This is a genomic window from Streptomyces sp. NPDC002076 (genome assembly GCF_053593835.1).
Genome location: NZ_JBSFDI010000004.1, coordinates 415,792 through 433,910 on the forward strand (window position 1 = coordinate 415,792; position 18,119 = coordinate 433,910).

Annotated in this window: 14 protein-coding genes; 1 reads left to right on the plus strand and 13 read right to left on the minus strand. The window is 73.9% G+C overall.

The features are described from left to right. Positions 1–46: 46 nt before the first annotated feature. The 6 genes from cobC to cobM are packed head-to-tail and all read right to left on the minus strand — an operon-like array spanning position 47 to position 6,379. Positions 47–1,108, minus strand: a complete 1,062-nt coding sequence (gene cobC / locus ACWCQS_RS11605; protein ID WP_451004236.1) for an Rv2231c family pyridoxal phosphate-dependent protein CobC — start codon at positions 1,106–1,108, stop codon at positions 47–49. After that, a complete protein-coding gene (locus ACWCQS_RS11610; protein ID WP_451004237.1) occupies positions 1,098–2,036 on the minus strand; it encodes a sirohydrochlorin chelatase in 939 nt (312 codons plus the stop codon). Before ACWCQS_RS11610 ends, cobC begins: the two co-directional genes overlap by 11 nt. Beyond that, the gene (locus ACWCQS_RS11615; RefSeq protein WP_451004311.1) at positions 2,033–2,620 is read right to left on the minus strand and encodes a precorrin-8X methylmutase; all 588 of its coding nucleotides are present in this window, start codon (positions 2,618–2,620) and stop codon (positions 2,033–2,035) included. The genes ACWCQS_RS11610 and ACWCQS_RS11615 overlap by 4 nt, the downstream gene beginning before the upstream one ends. 5 nt (positions 2,621–2,625) lie before the next feature. Then, entirely contained in the window at positions 2,626–4,320 is a 1,695-nt protein-coding gene (gene cobJ / locus ACWCQS_RS11620; RefSeq protein WP_451004238.1) for a precorrin-3B C(17)-methyltransferase, read from the minus strand. After that, entirely contained in the window at positions 4,317–5,564 is a 1,248-nt protein-coding gene (cbiE, locus tag ACWCQS_RS11625) for a precorrin-6y C5,15-methyltransferase (decarboxylating) subunit CbiE (protein ID WP_451004239.1), read from the minus strand. Before cbiE ends, cobJ begins: the two co-directional genes overlap by 4 nt. Continuing rightward, positions 5,561–6,379, minus strand: a complete 819-nt coding sequence (gene cobM, locus ACWCQS_RS11630; RefSeq protein ID WP_451004240.1) for a precorrin-4 C(11)-methyltransferase — start codon at positions 6,377–6,379, stop codon at positions 5,561–5,563. The genes cbiE and cobM overlap by 4 nt, the downstream gene beginning before the upstream one ends. Positions 6,380–6,496: 117 nt before the next feature. On the opposite strand from cobM, the gene ACWCQS_RS11635 reads away from it, so the two are divergent. After that, positions 6,497–7,231, plus strand: a complete 735-nt coding sequence (locus ACWCQS_RS11635; protein ID WP_451004241.1) for a ZIP family metal transporter — start codon at positions 6,497–6,499, stop codon at positions 7,229–7,231. 50 nt (positions 7,232–7,281) lie between these two features. On the opposite strand, the gene cobI is transcribed toward ACWCQS_RS11635, so the two are convergent. Genes cobI through ACWCQS_RS11670 form a run of 7 tightly spaced genes read right to left on the minus strand, consistent with a single transcriptional unit; the run spans position 7,282 to position 18,102 of the window. Next, positions 7,282–8,013, minus strand: coding sequence for a precorrin-2 C(20)-methyltransferase (cobI, locus tag ACWCQS_RS11640; protein WP_451004242.1), 732 nt, complete (start codon positions 8,011–8,013; stop codon positions 7,282–7,284). Then, the gene (locus ACWCQS_RS11645) at positions 8,010–9,386 is read right to left on the minus strand and encodes a cobyrinate a,c-diamide synthase (protein WP_451004243.1); all 1,377 of its coding nucleotides are present in this window, start codon (positions 9,384–9,386) and stop codon (positions 8,010–8,012) included. The genes cobI and ACWCQS_RS11645 overlap by 4 nt, the downstream gene beginning before the upstream one ends. After that, positions 9,383–9,982: a cob(I)yrinic acid a,c-diamide adenosyltransferase gene (gene cobO, locus ACWCQS_RS11650; RefSeq protein ID WP_388634897.1), complete on the minus strand. Its 600-nt coding sequence runs from the start codon at positions 9,980–9,982 to the stop codon at positions 9,383–9,385. The genes ACWCQS_RS11645 and cobO overlap by 4 nt, the downstream gene beginning before the upstream one ends. After that, positions 9,982–11,988 (minus strand): putative cobaltochelatase, encoded by a 2,007-nt coding sequence (locus tag ACWCQS_RS11655; RefSeq protein WP_451004244.1) that lies wholly within the window; start codon positions 11,986–11,988, stop codon positions 9,982–9,984. The genes cobO and ACWCQS_RS11655 overlap by 1 nt, the downstream gene beginning before the upstream one ends. Beyond that, positions 11,985–15,638 (minus strand): cobaltochelatase subunit CobN, encoded by a 3,654-nt coding sequence (gene cobN / locus ACWCQS_RS11660; protein ID WP_451004245.1) that lies wholly within the window; start codon positions 15,636–15,638, stop codon positions 11,985–11,987. Before cobN ends, ACWCQS_RS11655 begins: the two co-directional genes overlap by 4 nt. Then, positions 15,635–17,143 (minus strand): cobyric acid synthase, encoded by a 1,509-nt coding sequence (locus ACWCQS_RS11665; RefSeq protein WP_451004246.1) that lies wholly within the window; start codon positions 17,141–17,143, stop codon positions 15,635–15,637. Before ACWCQS_RS11665 ends, cobN begins: the two co-directional genes overlap by 4 nt. Further along, entirely contained in the window at positions 17,140–18,102 is a 963-nt protein-coding gene (locus ACWCQS_RS11670; RefSeq protein ID WP_451004247.1) for a cobalamin biosynthesis protein, read from the minus strand. The genes ACWCQS_RS11665 and ACWCQS_RS11670 overlap by 4 nt, the downstream gene beginning before the upstream one ends. Positions 18,103–18,119: the final 17 nt, after the last annotated feature.

The following is an 18,119-nucleotide window of genomic DNA, read 5'->3' on the forward strand; positions in this document are numbered from 1 at the left end:
CAGGACCTTCCGGCCGTGGGGGAGGGTGGGCGAGGCGGAGCCCCGGCTACCGCAGCGCGACGGACAGCGCCGACAGAAACCCGCTCACCGTGACCCGGTCCCGCACAGCCACCCGCACCCATTCCGCACCGAGCCCCGGAAACGTGTCCCCCCGCCGCACCGCATAGCCAAGCTCACGCAACCGGTGTCGTACCGCCGCGGCCCCCGGCATACGGACCAGCACGAACGGCCCCTCCGCAGGCCCCACCACCCGTACTCCCAGGGAGGCGAACTCCGACAGCCCGGCCAGCAGATGGACCCGGTCCGCGGCGATGCGATGCGCCGCGTGCCCCGCCTCCGCCAGCGCCCGCGGCGTCACACACGCCCGAGCGGCGGCCAGCGCGGGCGTGGACACCGGCCACAACGGCTGAGCCCGCTCCAGTTCGGCGATGATCTCCACAGGAGCCAGCACATACCCGATCCGCAGCCCGGCCAGCCCCCAGGTCTTGGTCAGACTGCGCAGCACGACCAGTCCCGGCACATCGGTCCGCCCGGCCAGCGCCTCCCGCTCACCCGGCACCGCGTCCATGAACGCCTCGTCGACCACCAGCACCCGCCCGGGCCGGGCGAGTCGGGCGATCGCCTCCGCCGGATGCAGCACCGACGTCGGGTTGGTCGGATTCCCGATGACCACCAGGTCCGCCTCCTCCGGCACCGCCGCCGGATCCAGCCGGAACCCGTCCTCCGCCCGCAGCAGCACCCGGTCCACGCTGTGCCCCGCGTCCCGGAGGGCCGCCTCCGGCTCGGTGAACTGCGGATGCACCACGACCGGTCGCCGTACCTTCAGTGCGCGGGCGAGCAGCACGAACGCCTCGGCCGCGCCCGCCGTCAGCAGCACCCGCTCCACCGGCAGCCCGTGCCGCGCCGCCACCGCCGCCCGCGTGGCCCGCCCGTCCGGATAGGCCGCGAGCGACGACAGCGAGCCGGCGATCTCCTCCCGCAACCACGGCGGGGGCGTGTCCGCGCGGACGTTGACGGCGAGGTCGGTCAACGCGGCCCCGTCGTCCCGCACTTCGGCGTCCCCGTGATGCCGCAGATCGTGCCCGGACCCAGTCCCCTCAGTGCGCATGGCTGTGCGAGTGCCCCCCGTGATGGTGATGCCCGTGACCGTGCCCGGAGCCGTGGTGGCCGTCGTCGTCCGGGTGGAAGTGCGGCTGCTGTGGCAGCCCCACCTTGTCCTCGAAGCCCGGCAGCGCGATCCGGTACACGCACGAGTCGCAGTTCATGCGCAGATCGCCCTTGACGGCCTCCTCGTACCGCTCCGTCACCAGGTCCAGCAGCTCCGGCTCGGGCCCGATGACATCGGCCGACCGCACCTCGGTCTCCGGGTGCGCGGCCGCCCACCCCTCGGTCTGCTGCCGCACCCGGTCCGGCAGGATCCCGGTGAACAGGAAGTAGGGGAGTACGACGATCCGCCGTGCCCCCAGCGCCGCGCACCGGTCCAGCCCGCTCGGCACGTCCGGCGCCGCCAGCGACACGAACGCCGTCTCCACCCCGGCGTACCCGCGCCCCTCCCACAGCAGCCGCGCCGCCTTGTACACCTCGGCGTTGGCGTCGGGGTCGGTGGAGCCGCGCCCCACCAGCAGCACGGTCACATCGGCCCGGTCCTCGGGGCTCCTCCCGGCGGAGCCCAGCGCCTCGTCCAGCCGCCGCTCCAGCACGCTCAGCAGCGCCGGGTGCGGGCCCAGCGGACGGCCGTAGGTGTACGAGATGCCCGGGTGCCGTTCCTTCTCGCGGGCCAGCGCGGCCGGGATGTCGCCCTTGGCGTGCCCGGCGGACACCAGCATCAGCGGCACGGTGGCGAACCGCCGTACGCCCCGCGCCACCAGTCCGGCGACGACCTCGCCCAGCGGCGGCGCGGACAGCTCGATGAAGCCGCCCGCGACGGGCATGTCGGAGCGGAGCTGCAACTGCCGCACGAAGTCGCGGAACGCCTCGGCTCCGGCGTCGTCACGGGTGCCGTGTCCGGCGATGAGCAGGGCGGGCGGGGTGGTCACGAGGTCTCCTCAGGCGAAACGGGGTGGTACAGCAGGGCGTTGAGCGCGGCGGCGGCGACCGCCGACCCGCCCTTCTCGGACACGTTGCTCACGGCGGGCAGCCCGCTCGCGCGCAGCGCGGCCTTGGACTCGGCCGCGCCGACGAACCCGACGGGCAGGCCGATGACGAGCGCGGGGGAGGCGTCCAGGGCGAGCAGCTCCTCCAGGGCGGTCGGCGCGCAGCCGATCACCCACAGGGCGCCGGGTCCGACCTGCTCGTAGGCGAGCCGGACGGCATGGGCCGAACGGGTCAGCCCGGGGCCGGACTCGGCCTCCTTCAGCCGGCAGACCGTCTCCCGGCGGGTGATGCCGGCCGCGACCATCTCCACGTCCACGACGACCGGCGCCCCGGCGTGCAGCGCCGCGTGCGCCCTGACCAGGTCGTCCTCGGCCATGACGAGATCGGTCGCGTACTCCGGGTCGGCGGCGGAGTGGATGACCCGCTCCACCACGGCCCGGGTGAGCGGCGGGAAGTGCGAGGTGTCCAGGCGGGCGCGCAGCCGGCGGAAGGACTCCTGCTCGATGGGGTGGACCACACGGGCCACAGGGTTCACTGGGCGCCCTCCTGGTTGCGTTCCTGCCAGCGGTAGCCGCGCGGGGTCACCATGCGTCCCGCGATGATCCGGGTGGCCGTGTTGCCCACGGTGACGACCGTCATCATGTCGACCGACGCCGGATCCAGTTCGGCGAGGGTCGTGACCCGGCTCGACTCGTCCGGCCGGGACGCGTTGCGCACGACACCCACCGGCGTCGTCGGCTCCCGGTGCCCGGCGAGGATCGCGAGTGCCTTCGGCAGCTGCCAGTCGCGGCCCCGGGAGCGCGGGTTGTAGAAGGTGACGACGATGTCCGCCTCGGCCGCCGCCCGTACCCGCCGCTCGATGACCTCCCACGGCGTGTGCAGGTCGGACAGGCTGATGGACACGTGGTCGTGGCCCAGCGGCGCGCCCAGGACCGCCCCGGCGGCCAGCGCGGCCGTCACCCCGGGCACGCCGATCACGTCGATGTCGTCCGAGGCCTCGGCGAGCGCCGGGGACGCCATGGCGTACACGCCCGCGTCGCCGCTGCCGATCAGCGCGACCGCATGCCCCTGGCGGGCCTGAGCGACCGCCGTGCGTGCCCGCTCCTCCTCGGCGCCGAGCCCCGACTCCAGCACCCGGGTGCCGGGCCGCAGCAGGTCGCGGATCTGGTCCACGTACTGGTCGAGCCCGACCAGCACCGAGGCCCGGCGCAACTCGGCCGCCGCGCGCGGGGTCAGCAGGTCCCGGGCGCCGGGCCCGAGCCCGACCACCGCGAGCCGCCCGCGCCCCGGACGCCGTACGACGGCACAGGTCGCCATGGCAGGCCGGCCCTGTGACTTCCTCTTGGGCACGAGGAGTTCGCCGCCGCGCACCAGAGCCGCCGCCTCCGCCACCGACGGCGTGCCGACGGCCGTGAGCGGCGCGTCCGACGGATTGGGCACCTCGACGGCGGCCAGCTCCTCGGCGGAGTACGTCACCAGCGGCACCCCCAGCCGCGCTGCGGCGGCCACGATGCCCGGCTCTTCCGACTTGGCGTCCACGGTGGCGAGTTCGGCCACGGACCGCGGCGAGAGCCCCGCCTCCCGCAGCGCACCCTCGACCAGCCCCAGCACTTCCTCCACCGGCGCGCCCCTGGACGCGCCGACCCCGACCACCAGCGACGGCGGCCTCAGCAGCACCTCGCGCTCGCCGGGCTCGACGGCCCGATCGGTGAGCCGGATCGTGTACGCCCCCTGCGCCGAGGTCGGCAGCGGTGGCAGCGGCCAGGCCAACTCGGCCTCCAGCGCGACCGGTTCACCGTCCAGCAGGGCGCGGGACACGGTCGCGACCGAGCCCTCGTACGGCAGTCCCAGCGTGTCCAGACCCGCGAGCCCCACCGAGTCCGTCGCGGTCGTCACCACCGGCTCGGCGCCCAGCAACTCACCGACTTCGCGGGCGAGTTCGTTGGCGCCGCCGCCGTGCCCGCCGACCAGCGACACCGCGAACCGGCCGCCCTCGTCCACGCACACCACACCCGGATCGGCCGTCTTGTCGCCGAGCAGCGGTGCGAGCAGCCGTACCACCGCGCCCGTCGCCAGGAAGCACACCAGCTGCTCGCACTCGGCGAACGCGGACCGCACCGCCTCATTGACGGGTCCCTCGTACACCCGCGTCCGGTCCGGCCAGGCCGCGGCCAGCCGGTCCCGTGCCGCCGCTCCCGCCGCGGTGGCGGAAATCAGGCCGATCACTGGAGAACTCCTTCACTAGGCACCGGGGTTCTGACGCCCCACAGCAGAAACACAGGATTGGTCGCCGCGAGCCGGGTCACGTCCCCGGGGAGCGGCGCCAGGCGCGAGGACTGCAGCAGCACCCCGTCGCAGGTGAACCCGGCGGCCGTGAGCGCCTCGCGGGCCGCCGGCACCCGGTCGACGGCGGCCATGGCGACGACGACCGTACGCCGGGCCCGCCGCGCGCACGCACTCACGACGGCGGGCAGTTCACGCCCTCCGCCGCCGACGAACACGGCGTCGGGATCGCCGGCGAGCCCGGCCAGGGCCTCCGGCGCCGAGCCGTGCACCACATCCACGTCCACGCCGTGCGCGCGGGCGTTGGCGCGGATCCGCTCCACCCCGTCCGCCGCCTTCTCCACGGCGACGACGGCCGCGCCGAGCCGCGCGCACTCGACGGCCACGGAGCCGGAACCCGAGCCCACGTCCCACACCAGGTCGCCGAGGCGCGGCCCCAGCCGGGCCAGGGCCAGCGCCCGTACCTCGAACTTGGTGATCATCGAGTCGCGGTGCGCGAACTCGTCCTCGTCCAGGGCCCACCGGGAAGGCCGCGCGGGAGCCCCGGCAACCGTACGCACCGGCCCGAGCGCCCGCGCCTCGTCCAGACACAGCACCACGCTCACCGCCGTTCCCCAGTCCCGGGCGGCGGCCTCGGCGGGCGTGACCCGTTCGACGCGCTCCTGCGCGGAGCCGAGGGCGGAGGCGACGACGAGGACCCGCCCGGGCACACCCGGGCCGTGCAGCAGCGCCGCGCCCAGTTCCGCCGGCCCCGCCCCGGGCCCCGTCAGCACCGCCACCTTCGGCCGCGCCCGGCACACATTGACCGCCGTACGCAGCTTTCGGCCATGCGCGCTGACCACCACGGCGTCGTCCCACGGCAGCCCCACCCGCGCGAACGCGGCGGCGACGGACGAGACCCCGGGCCGCACCTCCAGCCGCCGCGACCCGAACCGCTCGGCCAGCGCCCGCACGATCCCGAAGAACCCCGGGTCGCCGGAGGCCAGCACCACCACCGGAAGCTCTTTGCCGACATACTCGGCGATCGTGTCCAGGGCTGGCGCCAGCGGCCCGAGCACGATCCGCTCGGCGCCCTCCGGCAGCCGTACCGCGTCCAGGTGCCGGCGCCCGCCGACGACGAGGGCGGCCCCGGCGGGGAGATCCTCCGGAACCGGCGCCCCCGTCCCCGTGCCGACGACCGTGATCAACTGCTCGCTCCCCGCTCGCGCAGGGCCCGCCGGGCCTCGGGGTCGGCCTTGCGGTACCCGTGGAAGTGGCCGGGGTGGTACAGGTGCGAGCGGGTGCCGTGCGCGTCCAGCGCGGGGCCGACCAGGAAGAGGGTGTGCTTCCAGAGCTTGTGCTCCTTGACCGTCTCCTCCAGCGTGCCGACCGTGCACCTCACCACCAGCTCCTCCGGCCAGGTCGCCTGGTAGGCGACGACCACCGGGGTGTCCGTCGGATAGCCGCCCTCCAGCAGCTCGCGCACCAGCTGCCCGCTGCGTGCGGCGGAGAGGAAGATCGCCATCGTCGTACCGTGCCGGGCGAACTCCCGCACCTCTTCCCCGGGCGGCATCGGCGTCTTGCCGCCGCCCAGCCGGGTGAGGACGACGGACTGCGCGACCTCGGGGATGGTCAGCTCACGGCGTGCGAGCGCGGCGACGGCGGAGAAGGCGGACACCCCGGGTACGACCTCGGTCTCGATCCCGATCTCGGCGCACCGGTCCAGCTGCTCCTGCGTGCCGCCCCACAGCGCCGGGTCGCCGGAGTGGATCCGTGCCACCTTCAGACCCTCGGCGTGGGCGCGCCGGTAGACGGCGACGACCTCCTCCAGGGGCATGGTCGCCGAGTCCAGGACCTCAGCGTCCGCACGCGCGTGTTCGAGGACCTCCGCCTGGACCAGGCTCGCCGCCCAGATCACCACGTCCGCCTCCGCGATGGCGCGCGCGGCGCGGAACGTCAGCAGATCGGCGGCGCCGGGGCCGGCGCCGACGAACGTCACCTTGCCGGTGGGGGCATCGGCCATGGGAAGGGTCCTCTCGTACGGAAACACACATCAAAAGCGGGTGAAATGTCAGGGTGTGGCGGGATGTGATCGGCGCCGGATGTGCGCGAAGGCGCCTCCATCGGATAGCAAGGGCCTATGGCGGTCTTCGTCGCGCTCGGCGCGTTCCTGATGACGCTGGCCGGCGGCTGGACGGCACAGCGCGTGACCGACCGTCGCCATCTCGTCCTGGGACTGGCCGGCGGCCTGATGCTGGGCGTGGTCGGCCTGGACCTGCTGCCGGAGGCACTGCACGCCGCCGGCCGCGAGATCTTCGGCGTACCCGCCGCCCTGCTGCTGTTCGTGGCCGGCTTTCTCCTGGCCCACCTGGTGGAACGCACCCTGGCCGCCCGCCAGGCCGCGCACGGCGGCGCCGAGGGGCAGGGTCACCGGGCGCCCGAGGTGGGCCTCGTGGCGGCCGCCGCGATGGTCGGCCACAGCGCGATGGACGGTGTGGCCATCGGCGCGGCCTTCCAGGTGGGCGGCGGCATGGGTGCCGCCGTGGCGCTCGCCGTGATCGCGCACGACTTCGCCGACGGCTTCAACACCTTCACCATCACGAGCCTGTACGGCAACGCCCGCCGCCGGGCGATCGCGATGCTGGTGGCCGATGCCTGCGCACCCGTGCTGGGCGCGCTGTCGACCGCTTTCTTCCACATCCCCGAGCCGGCGCTCGGCGGCTACCTGGGCCTGTTCGGCGGCGTCCTGCTGTACCTCGCCGCCGCAGAGATCCTGCCCGAGGCCCACCACGAGCACCCCGCGCGCTCCACCCTGCTCTGCACGGTGGCGGGCGCGGCCTTCATCTGGCTGGTGGTGGGTCTGTCCGGCGGCTGACCCGTCCGGCCGGCGGCACGCGTCCCGGGGGGCCGGCCGGCTCGTCCGCCTCACAGCTTCCCGCCCCGTCCGCCGTCCCGCCGCGGGGGCGCGATCAGCGTCGACAGATACGGCAACGGCGTCCCGTCCAGCTCGGCGGCCGGCCGCACCGACTCCTCCGGCAGCCCCAGCGCCGAACCCCACACGGCACCGGCCAGCCGCCCGGTCTCCGCGAGCGCCTCGGCGACCTCGGCGGCCTGCCGCCCGAACTTGTACGCGACGACGGTCCCCGGCCCGGCCAGCGCCTCCTTGAGCACGGCGGACCCGGCGGTCACCGGCACCAGCGTCAGCGGCTCGGTGCCCTCGGTCAGCACGGCGCCGGACCGGGCCGCCAGATCCTGCATGGCGGTGATCCCGGGCACGGTCTCCACGACGACACCGGGCACCAGCCCGGAGATCGTCTGCGTGAGATACGTGAACGTCGAGTACACATTGGGATCGCCGATGGTGGCGAAGGCGACCGACCCGTGCCGCTCCAGCAGCCCGGCGACCGCGGCACCCGCCGCGTCCCAGGCGGCCTCCCGGCGCGCCCGGTCGGTCCGCTCGTTCAGCGCGAACACCACCCGGACGACCTTGTCCTCGGGCACGTAGTGCAACACGGTCGCCTCGGCCCGCCCGCGCTCCCCCGTGTCCATGACCGGCACGACGACCACCTCGGCGGCCCGCAGTGCGTTGACCCCCTTGACGGTCACCAGCTCCGGATCACCGGGACCGACCCCGACTCCGACCAGCCTGCTGCTCATGACGTCCGGCACCTCTCCACGAACCGACGGGCGACACCGGGCTCGGACGCCCAGTGCGTGTGCAGATAACTCGCGTGCACGCCCTGCCGTACGAAACCTTCGACGCGCCGGACGGGCGCCCGCACACCCCACGCCGGAGCGGCCCCGGCGCCGGGCTCGACCACGGTCCGATGGAACTCATGCCCCCGCATCCGCGTCCCCGCGACGGCCAGCACACTGTCCCCGACGGCCACGGTGTCCCGGTAGCCGAGCGTCAGCCGTTCCGTCATCCGCGCGGTGGCGTCCAGCACGCCGCACATCGGTTGCCCGTCCAGCTCCTTGCACAGGTACAGCAGTCCGGCGCATTCGGCGGCCACCGGGGCACCGCTCAGCGCCAGCTCGGCGACGGCCTTGCGCAGCGGCTCGTTGGCGGACAGCTCGGCCGCGTACACCTCGGGGAAGCCGCCGCCGATGACCAACCCGGCAGTGCCGTCGGGGAGTTGCTCATCCCTCAGGGGGTCGAAGGTCACGACCTCGGCACCGGCGGCGGTGAGCAGTTCGGTGTGCTCGGCGTAGGAGAAGGTGAACGCGGACCCACCGGCTACGGCGACTACTGGCCTTCGCCTTTCGGCCGAGCGAGCCGGGTGGTCGGTGGCCGAGGCGGGGGTCCACGGGGCGGAGCCCCCTGGGAGGGCACCTGCGCTACGGGCAAGTCCTTCCAGCGCAGCCAGGTCGCAACCATGGGCCACCTGCGCCGCCATGACCCCGACGGAGCCGACCGCGGCAGCGCCCCGCTCGGCGACCGGCACCAACCCCAGATGCCGAGAGGGCGTCGACACCTGCTCGGCCCGCCGCAAGGCACCCAGCACCGGCACCCCCGCCGAGTCCAACGCGTCCCGCAGCAGCTCTTCATGCCGGTCGGAGGCGACCTTGTTCAGGATCACGCCCCCGACCCGCACCTCCGGATCCCAGGAGGCGAACCCGTGCACCAGCGCCGCCACCGACCGAGACTGCGACGACGCGTCGACGACCAGCACCACCGGCGCCCGCAGCAGCTTGGCGACATGCGCGGTGGACGCGAGTTCACCCTCGCCCGCCGCCCCGTCGTACAGGCCCATCACACCCTCGACGACGGCGATGTCACACCCCCGCGCCCCGTGCAGGAACAGCGGAGCGACCAGCTCCGGCCCGCACAGGTACGCGTCCAGGTTGCGCCCCACCCGCCCGGTCGCGAGCGTGTGGTACCCGGGGTCGATGTAGTCCGGCCCGACCTTGTGCGGGGACACGGCGAGGCCCCGCGCGGCGAACGCGGCCATCAGCCCCGTGGCGACGGTGGTCTTGCCGCTGCCCGAGGAGGGCGCGGCGATGACCAGCCGAGGCACCGACGTCGTCACCACTCGATGCCCTTCTGGCCCTTCTGCCCCACGTCCATGGGGTGCTTGACCTTGGACATGTCGGTGACGAGGTCGGCGAAGTCCACCAGCTTCTCCGGCGCGTTCCGCCCGGTGATCACCACATGCTGCGTACCGGGCCGGTTCCGCAGCACGTCCACGACCTCGTCGGTGTCCACCCACCCCCAGTGCATGGGGTAGGCGAACTCGTCCAGCACGTACAGCCGGTAGGTCTCGGCGGCCAGGTCCCGCTTGACCTGCTCCCAGCCCTCCCGGGCCTTCTCCTCGTTGTCCATCTGGGCGTCCCGCTGCACCCAGGACCAGCCCTCACCCATCTTGTGCCAGGCGACGGTCCCGCCCTCACCGGAGGCGCCGAGCACGCGCAGGGCGTTCTCCTCGCCGACCTTCCACTTCGCCGACTTGACGAACTGGAACACCCCGATCGGCCACCCCTGGTTCCAGGCGCGCAGCGCGAGCCCGAACGCGGCGGTGGACTTCCCCTTGCCGACACCGGTGTGCACGACGACCAGCGGACGGTTGCGTCGCTGGCGGGTCGTCAGACCGTCATCGGGTACGACACTCGGCTGTCCCTGCGGCATTACGCGGCCCTCCTCGACGTCCCCTGCACATCCCTGACCAGCCCGGCGATCGAGTCGGCCCGCAGCTCGTCCAGCGTGACGGCCGTGCCGCCCAGCTCACCGGCGAGCTGCCCGGCGAGCCCGAGCCGCACCGGCCCCGACTCGCAGTCCACGACCACCGACGCGACCCCCTCGGCCGCGAACAGCCGGGCCGCACGTCCGGCGAGGGCGACGGGCTCCGGGCCGCCGGTGGCCCGCCCGTCCGTCACCAGGACGACCAGCGCCCGGCGCGCCGGATCCCGCAGCCGCTCCACGCGCAGCACCTCGTGCGCCTTGAGCAGCCCGGCGGCCAGCGGCGTACGGCCACCGGTGGGGAGCCGCTCCAGCCGGGCCGCCGCCGCGTCCACGGAGGACGTGGGCGGCAGAGCGACGTCCGCCGAGGCGCCCCGGAAGGTCACCAGGCCCACCTTGTCCCGCCGCTGGTAGGCGTCCAGCAGCAGGGACAGCACGGCACCCTTCACGGCGCCCATCCGCTGCCGGGCCGCCATCGAACCGGAGGCGTCCACGACGAAGAGAACGAGGTTCCCCTCGCGGCCTTCCCGCGTCGCCTGGCGCAGATCGTCCCGCCGGATCACCAGCCCCGGCCCCGACCGCCCGCGCGCCCGCTGATGCGGGGCGGCGGCCTGCACGGTCGCCGTCAGGTGCAGCTTGGACAACACCCCTCGGGGCCGCCGGGCGCCGGTGGTCCGCCCGTGCTCGGTGCGGGCGCGCGAACGCCGCCCCGCCGCCCCCTCACCGATGCCGGGCACGCTCAGCACCTTCGTACGGAACGGCTCCGCGGCCCGTACCGGCGACTGCTCCTGTCCGCCGGAGGCCTGCGGCTGCCCGCCCTCACCGGCCTCGGGCTGCGCGGCGCTGCCGCCGTCGCCCTGGGGACCGCTCTCGGGCGCCGGTTGCCCACCGCCGCCACCAGGCCCGTCGGGGCCAGGATCGTCGTCCGGGTCCTCGTCCTCGGAACCGCCGAACTGCTCCAGCGTCTCGTCCAGCTTGTCCTCGTCGAGACCCGGCGCGTCGAACGGGTTCCGCCGCCGTCGGTGCGGCAGCGCGAGCAGCGCGGCCTGCCGGACGTCCTCGGCGAGCACGTCCGTCCGCCCGGCCCACGCGGCGAGCGCGGTCGCCGTACGTGCCATCACGATGTCGGCCCGCATGCCGTCCACCTCGAAGGCGGCACAGGTCGCCGCGATCTGCCGCAGCGCCCCGTCGCCCAGCCGCACCTGCGGCAGCAGCTTCCGTGCCGTGACGATCCGTTGCCGTACGGCGGCCTCCTCCTTAGCCCACCGCGCGGCGAAGGCGGCCGGATCGTCGTCGTACGCCAGTCGGCGCCGCACCACCTCGACCCGCTGGTCCGGCTCCCGCGAGGCGGCGACTTCGACCGTCAGCCCGAACCGGTCGAGCAACTGGGGCCGCAGCTCGCCCTCTTCGGGGTTCATCGTGCCGACGAGCAGGAACTTCGAGGCATGCCGTACGGAGACGCCTTCGCGCTCGACGTACGAGGCGCCCATCGCCGCCGCGTCGAGCAGCAGGTCGACCAGGTGGTCGTGGAGGAGGTTGACCTCGTCCACGTACAGGATCCCGCGGTGCGCGTCGGCCAGCAGGCCCGGCTCGAACGCCTTTACGCCCTCGGCCAGCGCCCGCTCGATGTCGAGCGCGCCGACGAGGCGGTCCTCGGAGGCGCCGACGGGGAGTTCGACCATGCGCGAAGGCCGCTGAGCGCCCGCCCCCGGCTCGTGCGGACCGTCCGGGCAGGAGGGGTCCGGCGCCGCCGGGTCACAGGAGAAACGGCACCCGGCGACCACGGCCACCTCCGGCAGCAGCGCCGAAAGGGCCCGTACGGCCGTCGACTTGGCGGTGCCCTTCTCGCCGCGCACCAGCACGCCGCCGACCGCCGGCGAGACGGCGTTCAGCAGCAGCGCGAGCCGCAGATCGTCCTGGCCGACAACGGCCGTGAAAGGAAAGGGGGTTGTCACTGGTCGTCACCCTCCAAGTCGCCTTCCAGCTCCAGGTAGGTGGCGCGCAGCCGCTCCAGCGTGTCCGCGTCCGGCTCCGCCCACAGCCCCCGGTCCGCCGCCTCCAGCAGGCGCTCGGTAATGCCGCGCAGCGCCCAGGGATTGGACCTCTTCATGAAGTCCCGGTTCTCCGGATCGAAGACGTACTCCGCGCTCAACTTCTCGTACATCCAGTCGTCGACCACGCCCGCCGTGGCGTCGTAGCCGAACAGGTAGTCCACGGTGGCCGCCATCTCGAAGGCGCCCTTGTAGCCGTGCCGGCGCATGGCCGCCATCCAGCGCGGGTTGACCACCCGGGCCCGGAAGACACGGTGCGTCTCCTCGCCGAGCGTGCGCGTCCTCACCTGGTCCGGTACGGCCGAATCGCCCACGTACGCCTCGGGGTTGGCGCCGGTCAGGTGCCGGACCATGGCGACCATGCCGCCGTGGTACTGGAAGTAGTCGTCGGCGTCGACCAGGTCGTGCTCGCGGGTGTCGACGTTCTTCGCGGCGACCGCGATCCGCCGGAACGCCGTCTCCATGTCCCCGCGCGCCGCCCGCCCGTCGAGCCCGCGCCCGTACGCGTAGCCGCCCCAGACGGCGTACACCTCGGCGAGGTCGGCGTCGGAGCGCCAGTTGCGGGCGTCGATCAGCGGCAGCAGACCGGCGCCGTACGCCCCCGGCTTGGAGCCGAAGACACGGGCCGTCGCCCGCCGCCGGTCACCGTGCTCGGCGGTGTCCTCGTCGGCGTGCGCCTTCACGAAGTTGCTCTCGGCGGGCTCGGCCAGCTCGGCCACGGCCCGCACCGCGTCGTCGATCAGCCCGACGACGTGCGGGAACGCGTCCCGGAAGAAGCCGGAGATGCGGACCGTGACGTCGATGCGCGGTCGGCCCAGCTCCTCCAGCGGGACCACCTCGAATCCCGTCACCCGGCGCGAGGCGTCGTCCCACACCGGACGGCAGCCCAGCAGCGCCAGGATCTCGGCGATGTCGTCGCCCTGGGTGCGCATCGCCGACGTGCCCCACACCGTCAGCCCGACGGACTTCGGGTACTCGCCCGTGTCCTGCAGATACCTCTGCACCAGCGAGTCGGCGAGCGACTGGCCGACTTCCCAGCTCAGCCGCGAGGGAATGGCCTTGGGGTCCACCGAGTAGAAGTTCCGGCCGGTCGGCAGCACGTTGACCAGACCACGGGTCGGGGAGCCGGAGGGGCCGGCCGGGACGTAACCGCCGTCCAGGGCCCGCAGGATGTGCCCGATCTCGTCGGTGGTGCGGGCGAGCCGCGGCACGACCTCGTCGCAGGCGAACTCCAACACGGCGATGGCATCGGTGAGTTCGCCACCGAGCACGCCCCGCAGGACGGCGGGGACGACCGCACGGTCCCAGGCCCGCGCCTCCATCCCCTCCGCGATCCGTCGGCACAGCTGCTCCAGCAGGTCGATCGCGTCGGAGGCGGTACGAGCCGGCCCGTCCACCAGGTCCGTCAGCTCCACCGGCACCTTCACCGGGGCACCGGGTTCGGCCAGCAGCTCCTTCTCGACGAGCCCGAAATGGGTGGCCAGACACGCACGCAGACCCGGCAGGGCGTTGGCCTGCCCGCCCCACACCTGCGACGCCCGCAGCACCGCCAGCACCAGGTTCACCCGCGGCTCAGCGACCGGGCCGCCGCCCAGGATGTGCAGGCCGTCGCGGATCTGCACGTCCTTGATCTCGCACAGATAGCCGTCGATGTGCATGACGAACTCGTCGAACGCCTCGTCGTCCGGCTGCTCGTCCACATGCAGGTCGTGGTGCAGCTCGGCCGCCTTGACCAGCGTCCAGATCTGGGCGCGGACCGCCGGGGCCTTCGTCGGGTCCAGGTCGGAGACGAGCGCGTACTCGTCCAGCAGCTGCTCCAGTTTGGCCAGGTCGCCGTAGGTGTCGGCGCGGGCCATCGGCGGCACCAGGTGGTCGACCACCGTGGCGTGCCCGCGCCGCTTCGCCTGGGTGCCCTCGCCGGGGTCGTTGACGATGAACGGGTAGATCAGCGGCAGCTCGCCGAGGACCGCGTCCGGCGCGCAGCCGCGCGACAGTCCCAGCCCCTTGCCCGGCAGCCACTCCATCGTGCCGTGCTTGCCCATGTGCACGATCGCGTCGGCGCCGAAACTGTTCTCCAGCCAGCGGTAGGCCGCCATGTAGTGGTGCGAGGGCGGCATGTCGGGGTCGTGGTAGATCGCGATCGGGTTCTCCCCGAATCCGCGCGGCGGCTGGATCATCACCACGACGTTCCCGAACTGCAGGGACGCCAGCACGATGTCCTCGCCGTCGACGTACAGGCTGCCCGGCGGCTCGCCCCACGCCTCCACCATGGCTTCCCTGAGCTCCGGGTCCAGCCTCTCGAACCACGCCCGGTAGTCGGCCAGCGGGACCCGCGCGGGCGCCGCCGCCAGCTGCTCCTCGGTCAGCCATTCCACGTCGTGGCCGCCGGCCTCGATCAGCCGGTGGATCAACTCATCGCCACCGGAGGGGTATTCGGTGAGGCCGTAGCCGGCTTCCCGGAGGGCGTCCAGGACCCGGACCGCCGACGCGGGCGTGTCCAGACCGACCGCGTTGCCGACCCGGGAGTGCTTGGTCGGGTACGCGGTGAAGACCAGCGCGATCTTCTTCTCCGCGTTCGGCTTGTGCTTCAACCGCGCGTGCCGCAGGGCGATTCCGGCCACCCGCGCGGCCCGCTCCGGATCGGCGACGTACACCGGGACCTCGTCCGGGCCCTGCTCCTTGAAGGAGAACGGCACGGTGATCAGCCGGCCGTCGAACTCCGGGATCGCGACCTGCATCGCCGCGTCCATGGGGGAGAGGGCGGCGTCCGACTCCTGCCACGCGGACCGCGAGGAGGTGAGGCAGAGGCCCTGGAGCACCGGGATGTTCAGGTCCGCGAGCGCGCCGATGTCCCAGGACTCCTCGTCACCGCCCGCCGAGGCCTGCGAGGCGTGGGTGCCGCCGGCCGCGAGCACGGTCGCGATCAGCGCGTCGGCCCGCCCCAGCAGCTCGTACAGCCCGGCGTCCGCGCCGCGCAGCGAACCACAGTAGACGGGCAGGGCGTTGGCGCCCTGCGCCTCGATCGCCGCGCACAGGGTGTCCACGAAGGCGGTGTTGCCGCTGAGTTCGTGCGCCCGGTAGAAGAGCACGCCCACCGTCGGCCGGCCGTCGACGAGAGGGCGGTCGCCGTGGACGCCGTACTCCGGCATCTTGCGCGGCTCCTCGAAGCCCTCACCGGTCAGCAGCACGGTGTCCGACAGGAACCGGGACAGCTCCAGCAGGTTCGCGGGCCCGCCCTCGACCAGGTACTTCAGCGCCTCCGCCACCACACCGGCCGGCACCGACGACTCGGCCATCAATTCGGCGTCCGGTACGGCCTCACCGCCCAGCAGCACGGTCGGGACGCCGGACGCCCGCAGCACGGCCAGCCCCTCCTCCCAGGCGCGCCTGCCGCCCAGCAGCCGTACGACGGCGAGGTCCGCGCCCTGGACGAGGCCCGGGAGTTCACCGGCGACATCCACCCGCGTCGGGTTGCCGATGCGGTAGTCCGCACCGGAGGCCCGGGCCGCCAGCAGATCCGTGTCGGCGGTCGACAACAACAACACTGTGCTCATGCGGGCGCTCCCGGTGGAATGAAAGGCAGTCCTTGCGGCGCGCCCGACTCGATGAGCCGCCAGAGCGCGTCCGTGTCCGCGTGCTGTTCGATCAGGTCGCCGAGCCGGTCGAGCTGCTCCTCGCGCAGCGCGGCGAAGGAGGTGTCCGGCGCGGGCGCGAAGCGGCGGCCCGCGGCGGCGGCCACCTCGCGCAGAAAGGCCCGGCGGAAGCCGTCCGACTCCAGGGAGCCGTGCCAGTGCGTGCCCCAGGTCTGGCCGACCCGGCAGCCGTCGAGGAAGGGTTCGCCGCCGTCGATCGTGGCGACCCCGTGGTGGATCTCGTACCCCTCGACCCGCTCGCCGAGGGCCTCCCCGGACGGCCGGGTCAGGGTCTTCTCGGGGGCGAACCGCACCCGCAGGGGCAGCACACCGAGCCCGGGGACCTCGCCGGCCCGCGACTCGACCTCGTCCTCGATGCGCTCGCCGAGGATCTGGAAGCCGCCACAGATGCCGAGGACGGGCCGCTGCTCGGCGGCCCGCCGGACGACGGCGTCCGCGAGGCCCCGCTCCCGCAGCCACTCCAGCGCCCGGACCGTGCCCCGGGTCCCCGGAATCACCACCAGGTCCGCGTCCGCCAGCTCCTCCGGCCGGTCCACGAACCGCACCACGACCCCCGGTTCGGCGGCCAGGGCGTCGACGTCCGTGAAGTTGGACATCAGCGGGATCGCGCACACGGCGACCCGCAGCACGTCCTCGCCGACGGGCGGGGTCACGGCGGACTCGCGGACCGTGCCCCGCAGCGACACCCGAAGCCCGTCCTCCTCGTCGATGCCGAGCCCGTGCCGGAACGGAAGGACACCGTACGTCCGCCGCCCGGTGAGGTCCCGGAGCATGTCCAACCCCGGCTCCAGCAGCGAGACGTCGCCACGGAACTTGTTCACCAGGAACCCGGCGACCAGTTCCTGGTCCTCCGGCGAGAGCAGGGCGACGGTTCCGAAGAAGGAGGCGAAGACGCCTCCGCGGTCGATGTCCCCGACCACCAGCACGGGCAGCCGCGCGTTCCGCGCGATCCCCATGTTCACGATGTCCGTCCGCCGCAGATTGATCTCCGCAGGCGAGCCCGCGCCCTCACAGATCACCGCGTCATACGTGCCCCGCAACTCGGCCAGGCAGTCCAGCACCGTGCCGAGGAGCCTCTGCTGCCGCCCGCCGTGATAACCGCGTGCGCTCAACTCGCCCACCGGCCTGCCCAGCAGCACCACCTGGCTGCTCTGCTCGCCGCCCGGCTTGAGCAGCACGGGGTTCATCAGCGCGGTCGGCTCGATCCGGCACGCCTGGGCCTGCATGGCCTGGGCCCGCCCGATCTCCGCGCCCTCGCGGGTGACGAACGAGTTGAGCGACATGTTCTGCGCCTTGAACGGCGCGACCTTCACGCCCTGTCGCACCAGCCACCGGCAGATCCCGGCCGTCACGACGCTCTTTCCGGCGTCGGAGGTGGTGCCGGCGACGAGGAGTCCCCCGTTCACTTCCCACGTCCCTTCAGACCCTTGACGCTCTTGACGAGGAGGCGCGCGGCGACCGTGCCGCCGAGCGCGAGCACGCCGACGCGGCGGGAGAGCCGTACGGCCCGGTCGATGTCGGTGACCCGGACGGCCCGGCCGGTGCCCCCGTTCAGCACGGGCCGGTGCTCGACCCGGCCGCCGTAGGAGAGCGTTCCGCCCAGCCGGACGCCGAGAGCGCCCGCGAACGAGGCCTCCACGGGCCCGGCGTTGGGGCTCGGGTGCCGGTGGGCGTCGGCCTTCCAGGCCCGCAGCGCGCCCCGCGGGTCGGGTCCGGCCGCGGCGGCGAGCACGGCAGTCAGCCGGGCCCCCGGCCAGCAGGCCAGGTCGTCCAGCCGGGCGGAGGCCCAGCCGTAGCGCCGGTAGCGGGGGGACCTGTGACCGACCATCGCGTCCAGGGTGTTGACGGCCCGGAACCCCAGCAGCCCGGGCACCCCGGCCACGGCGCCCCACACCAGGGCGCCCACGACGGCGTCGGAGGTGTTCTCGGCGACCGATTCGACCACGGCCCGGGCGATCCCGTCGGCGTCCAGCGCCTGCGGGTCCCGGCCGCACAGATGCGGCAGCCGCGCCCGCGCCGCCTCGACGTCCCCGCACTCCAGGGCGCGCCCGATCGTGCGGGCCTCCCGGGCGAGCGAAGTACCGCCCACGACCGCCCAGGTGGCGGCGGCGGTCAGTGCGACGGAGGCGGCAGGGGAGGGGCGTACGGCGCGTGCGGCCAGCGTGCCGAGTGCGACGGCGCCACCGGCGCACACGACGGTGTGCACGGCGCCCCAGCCGCGGTGGTCGTGCCACAACGCGCGGTCCACGGCGGCGGCCGCACGCCCGAACGCGGCGACCGGATGCCCGCGGCGCGGATCGCCGAGGAGCAGGTCACCGAGAAGGCCGGCGGCGGCGCCGTACGCGTAAGTGCGATCGGCACCCATCGGCTCAGCCGGCCGTG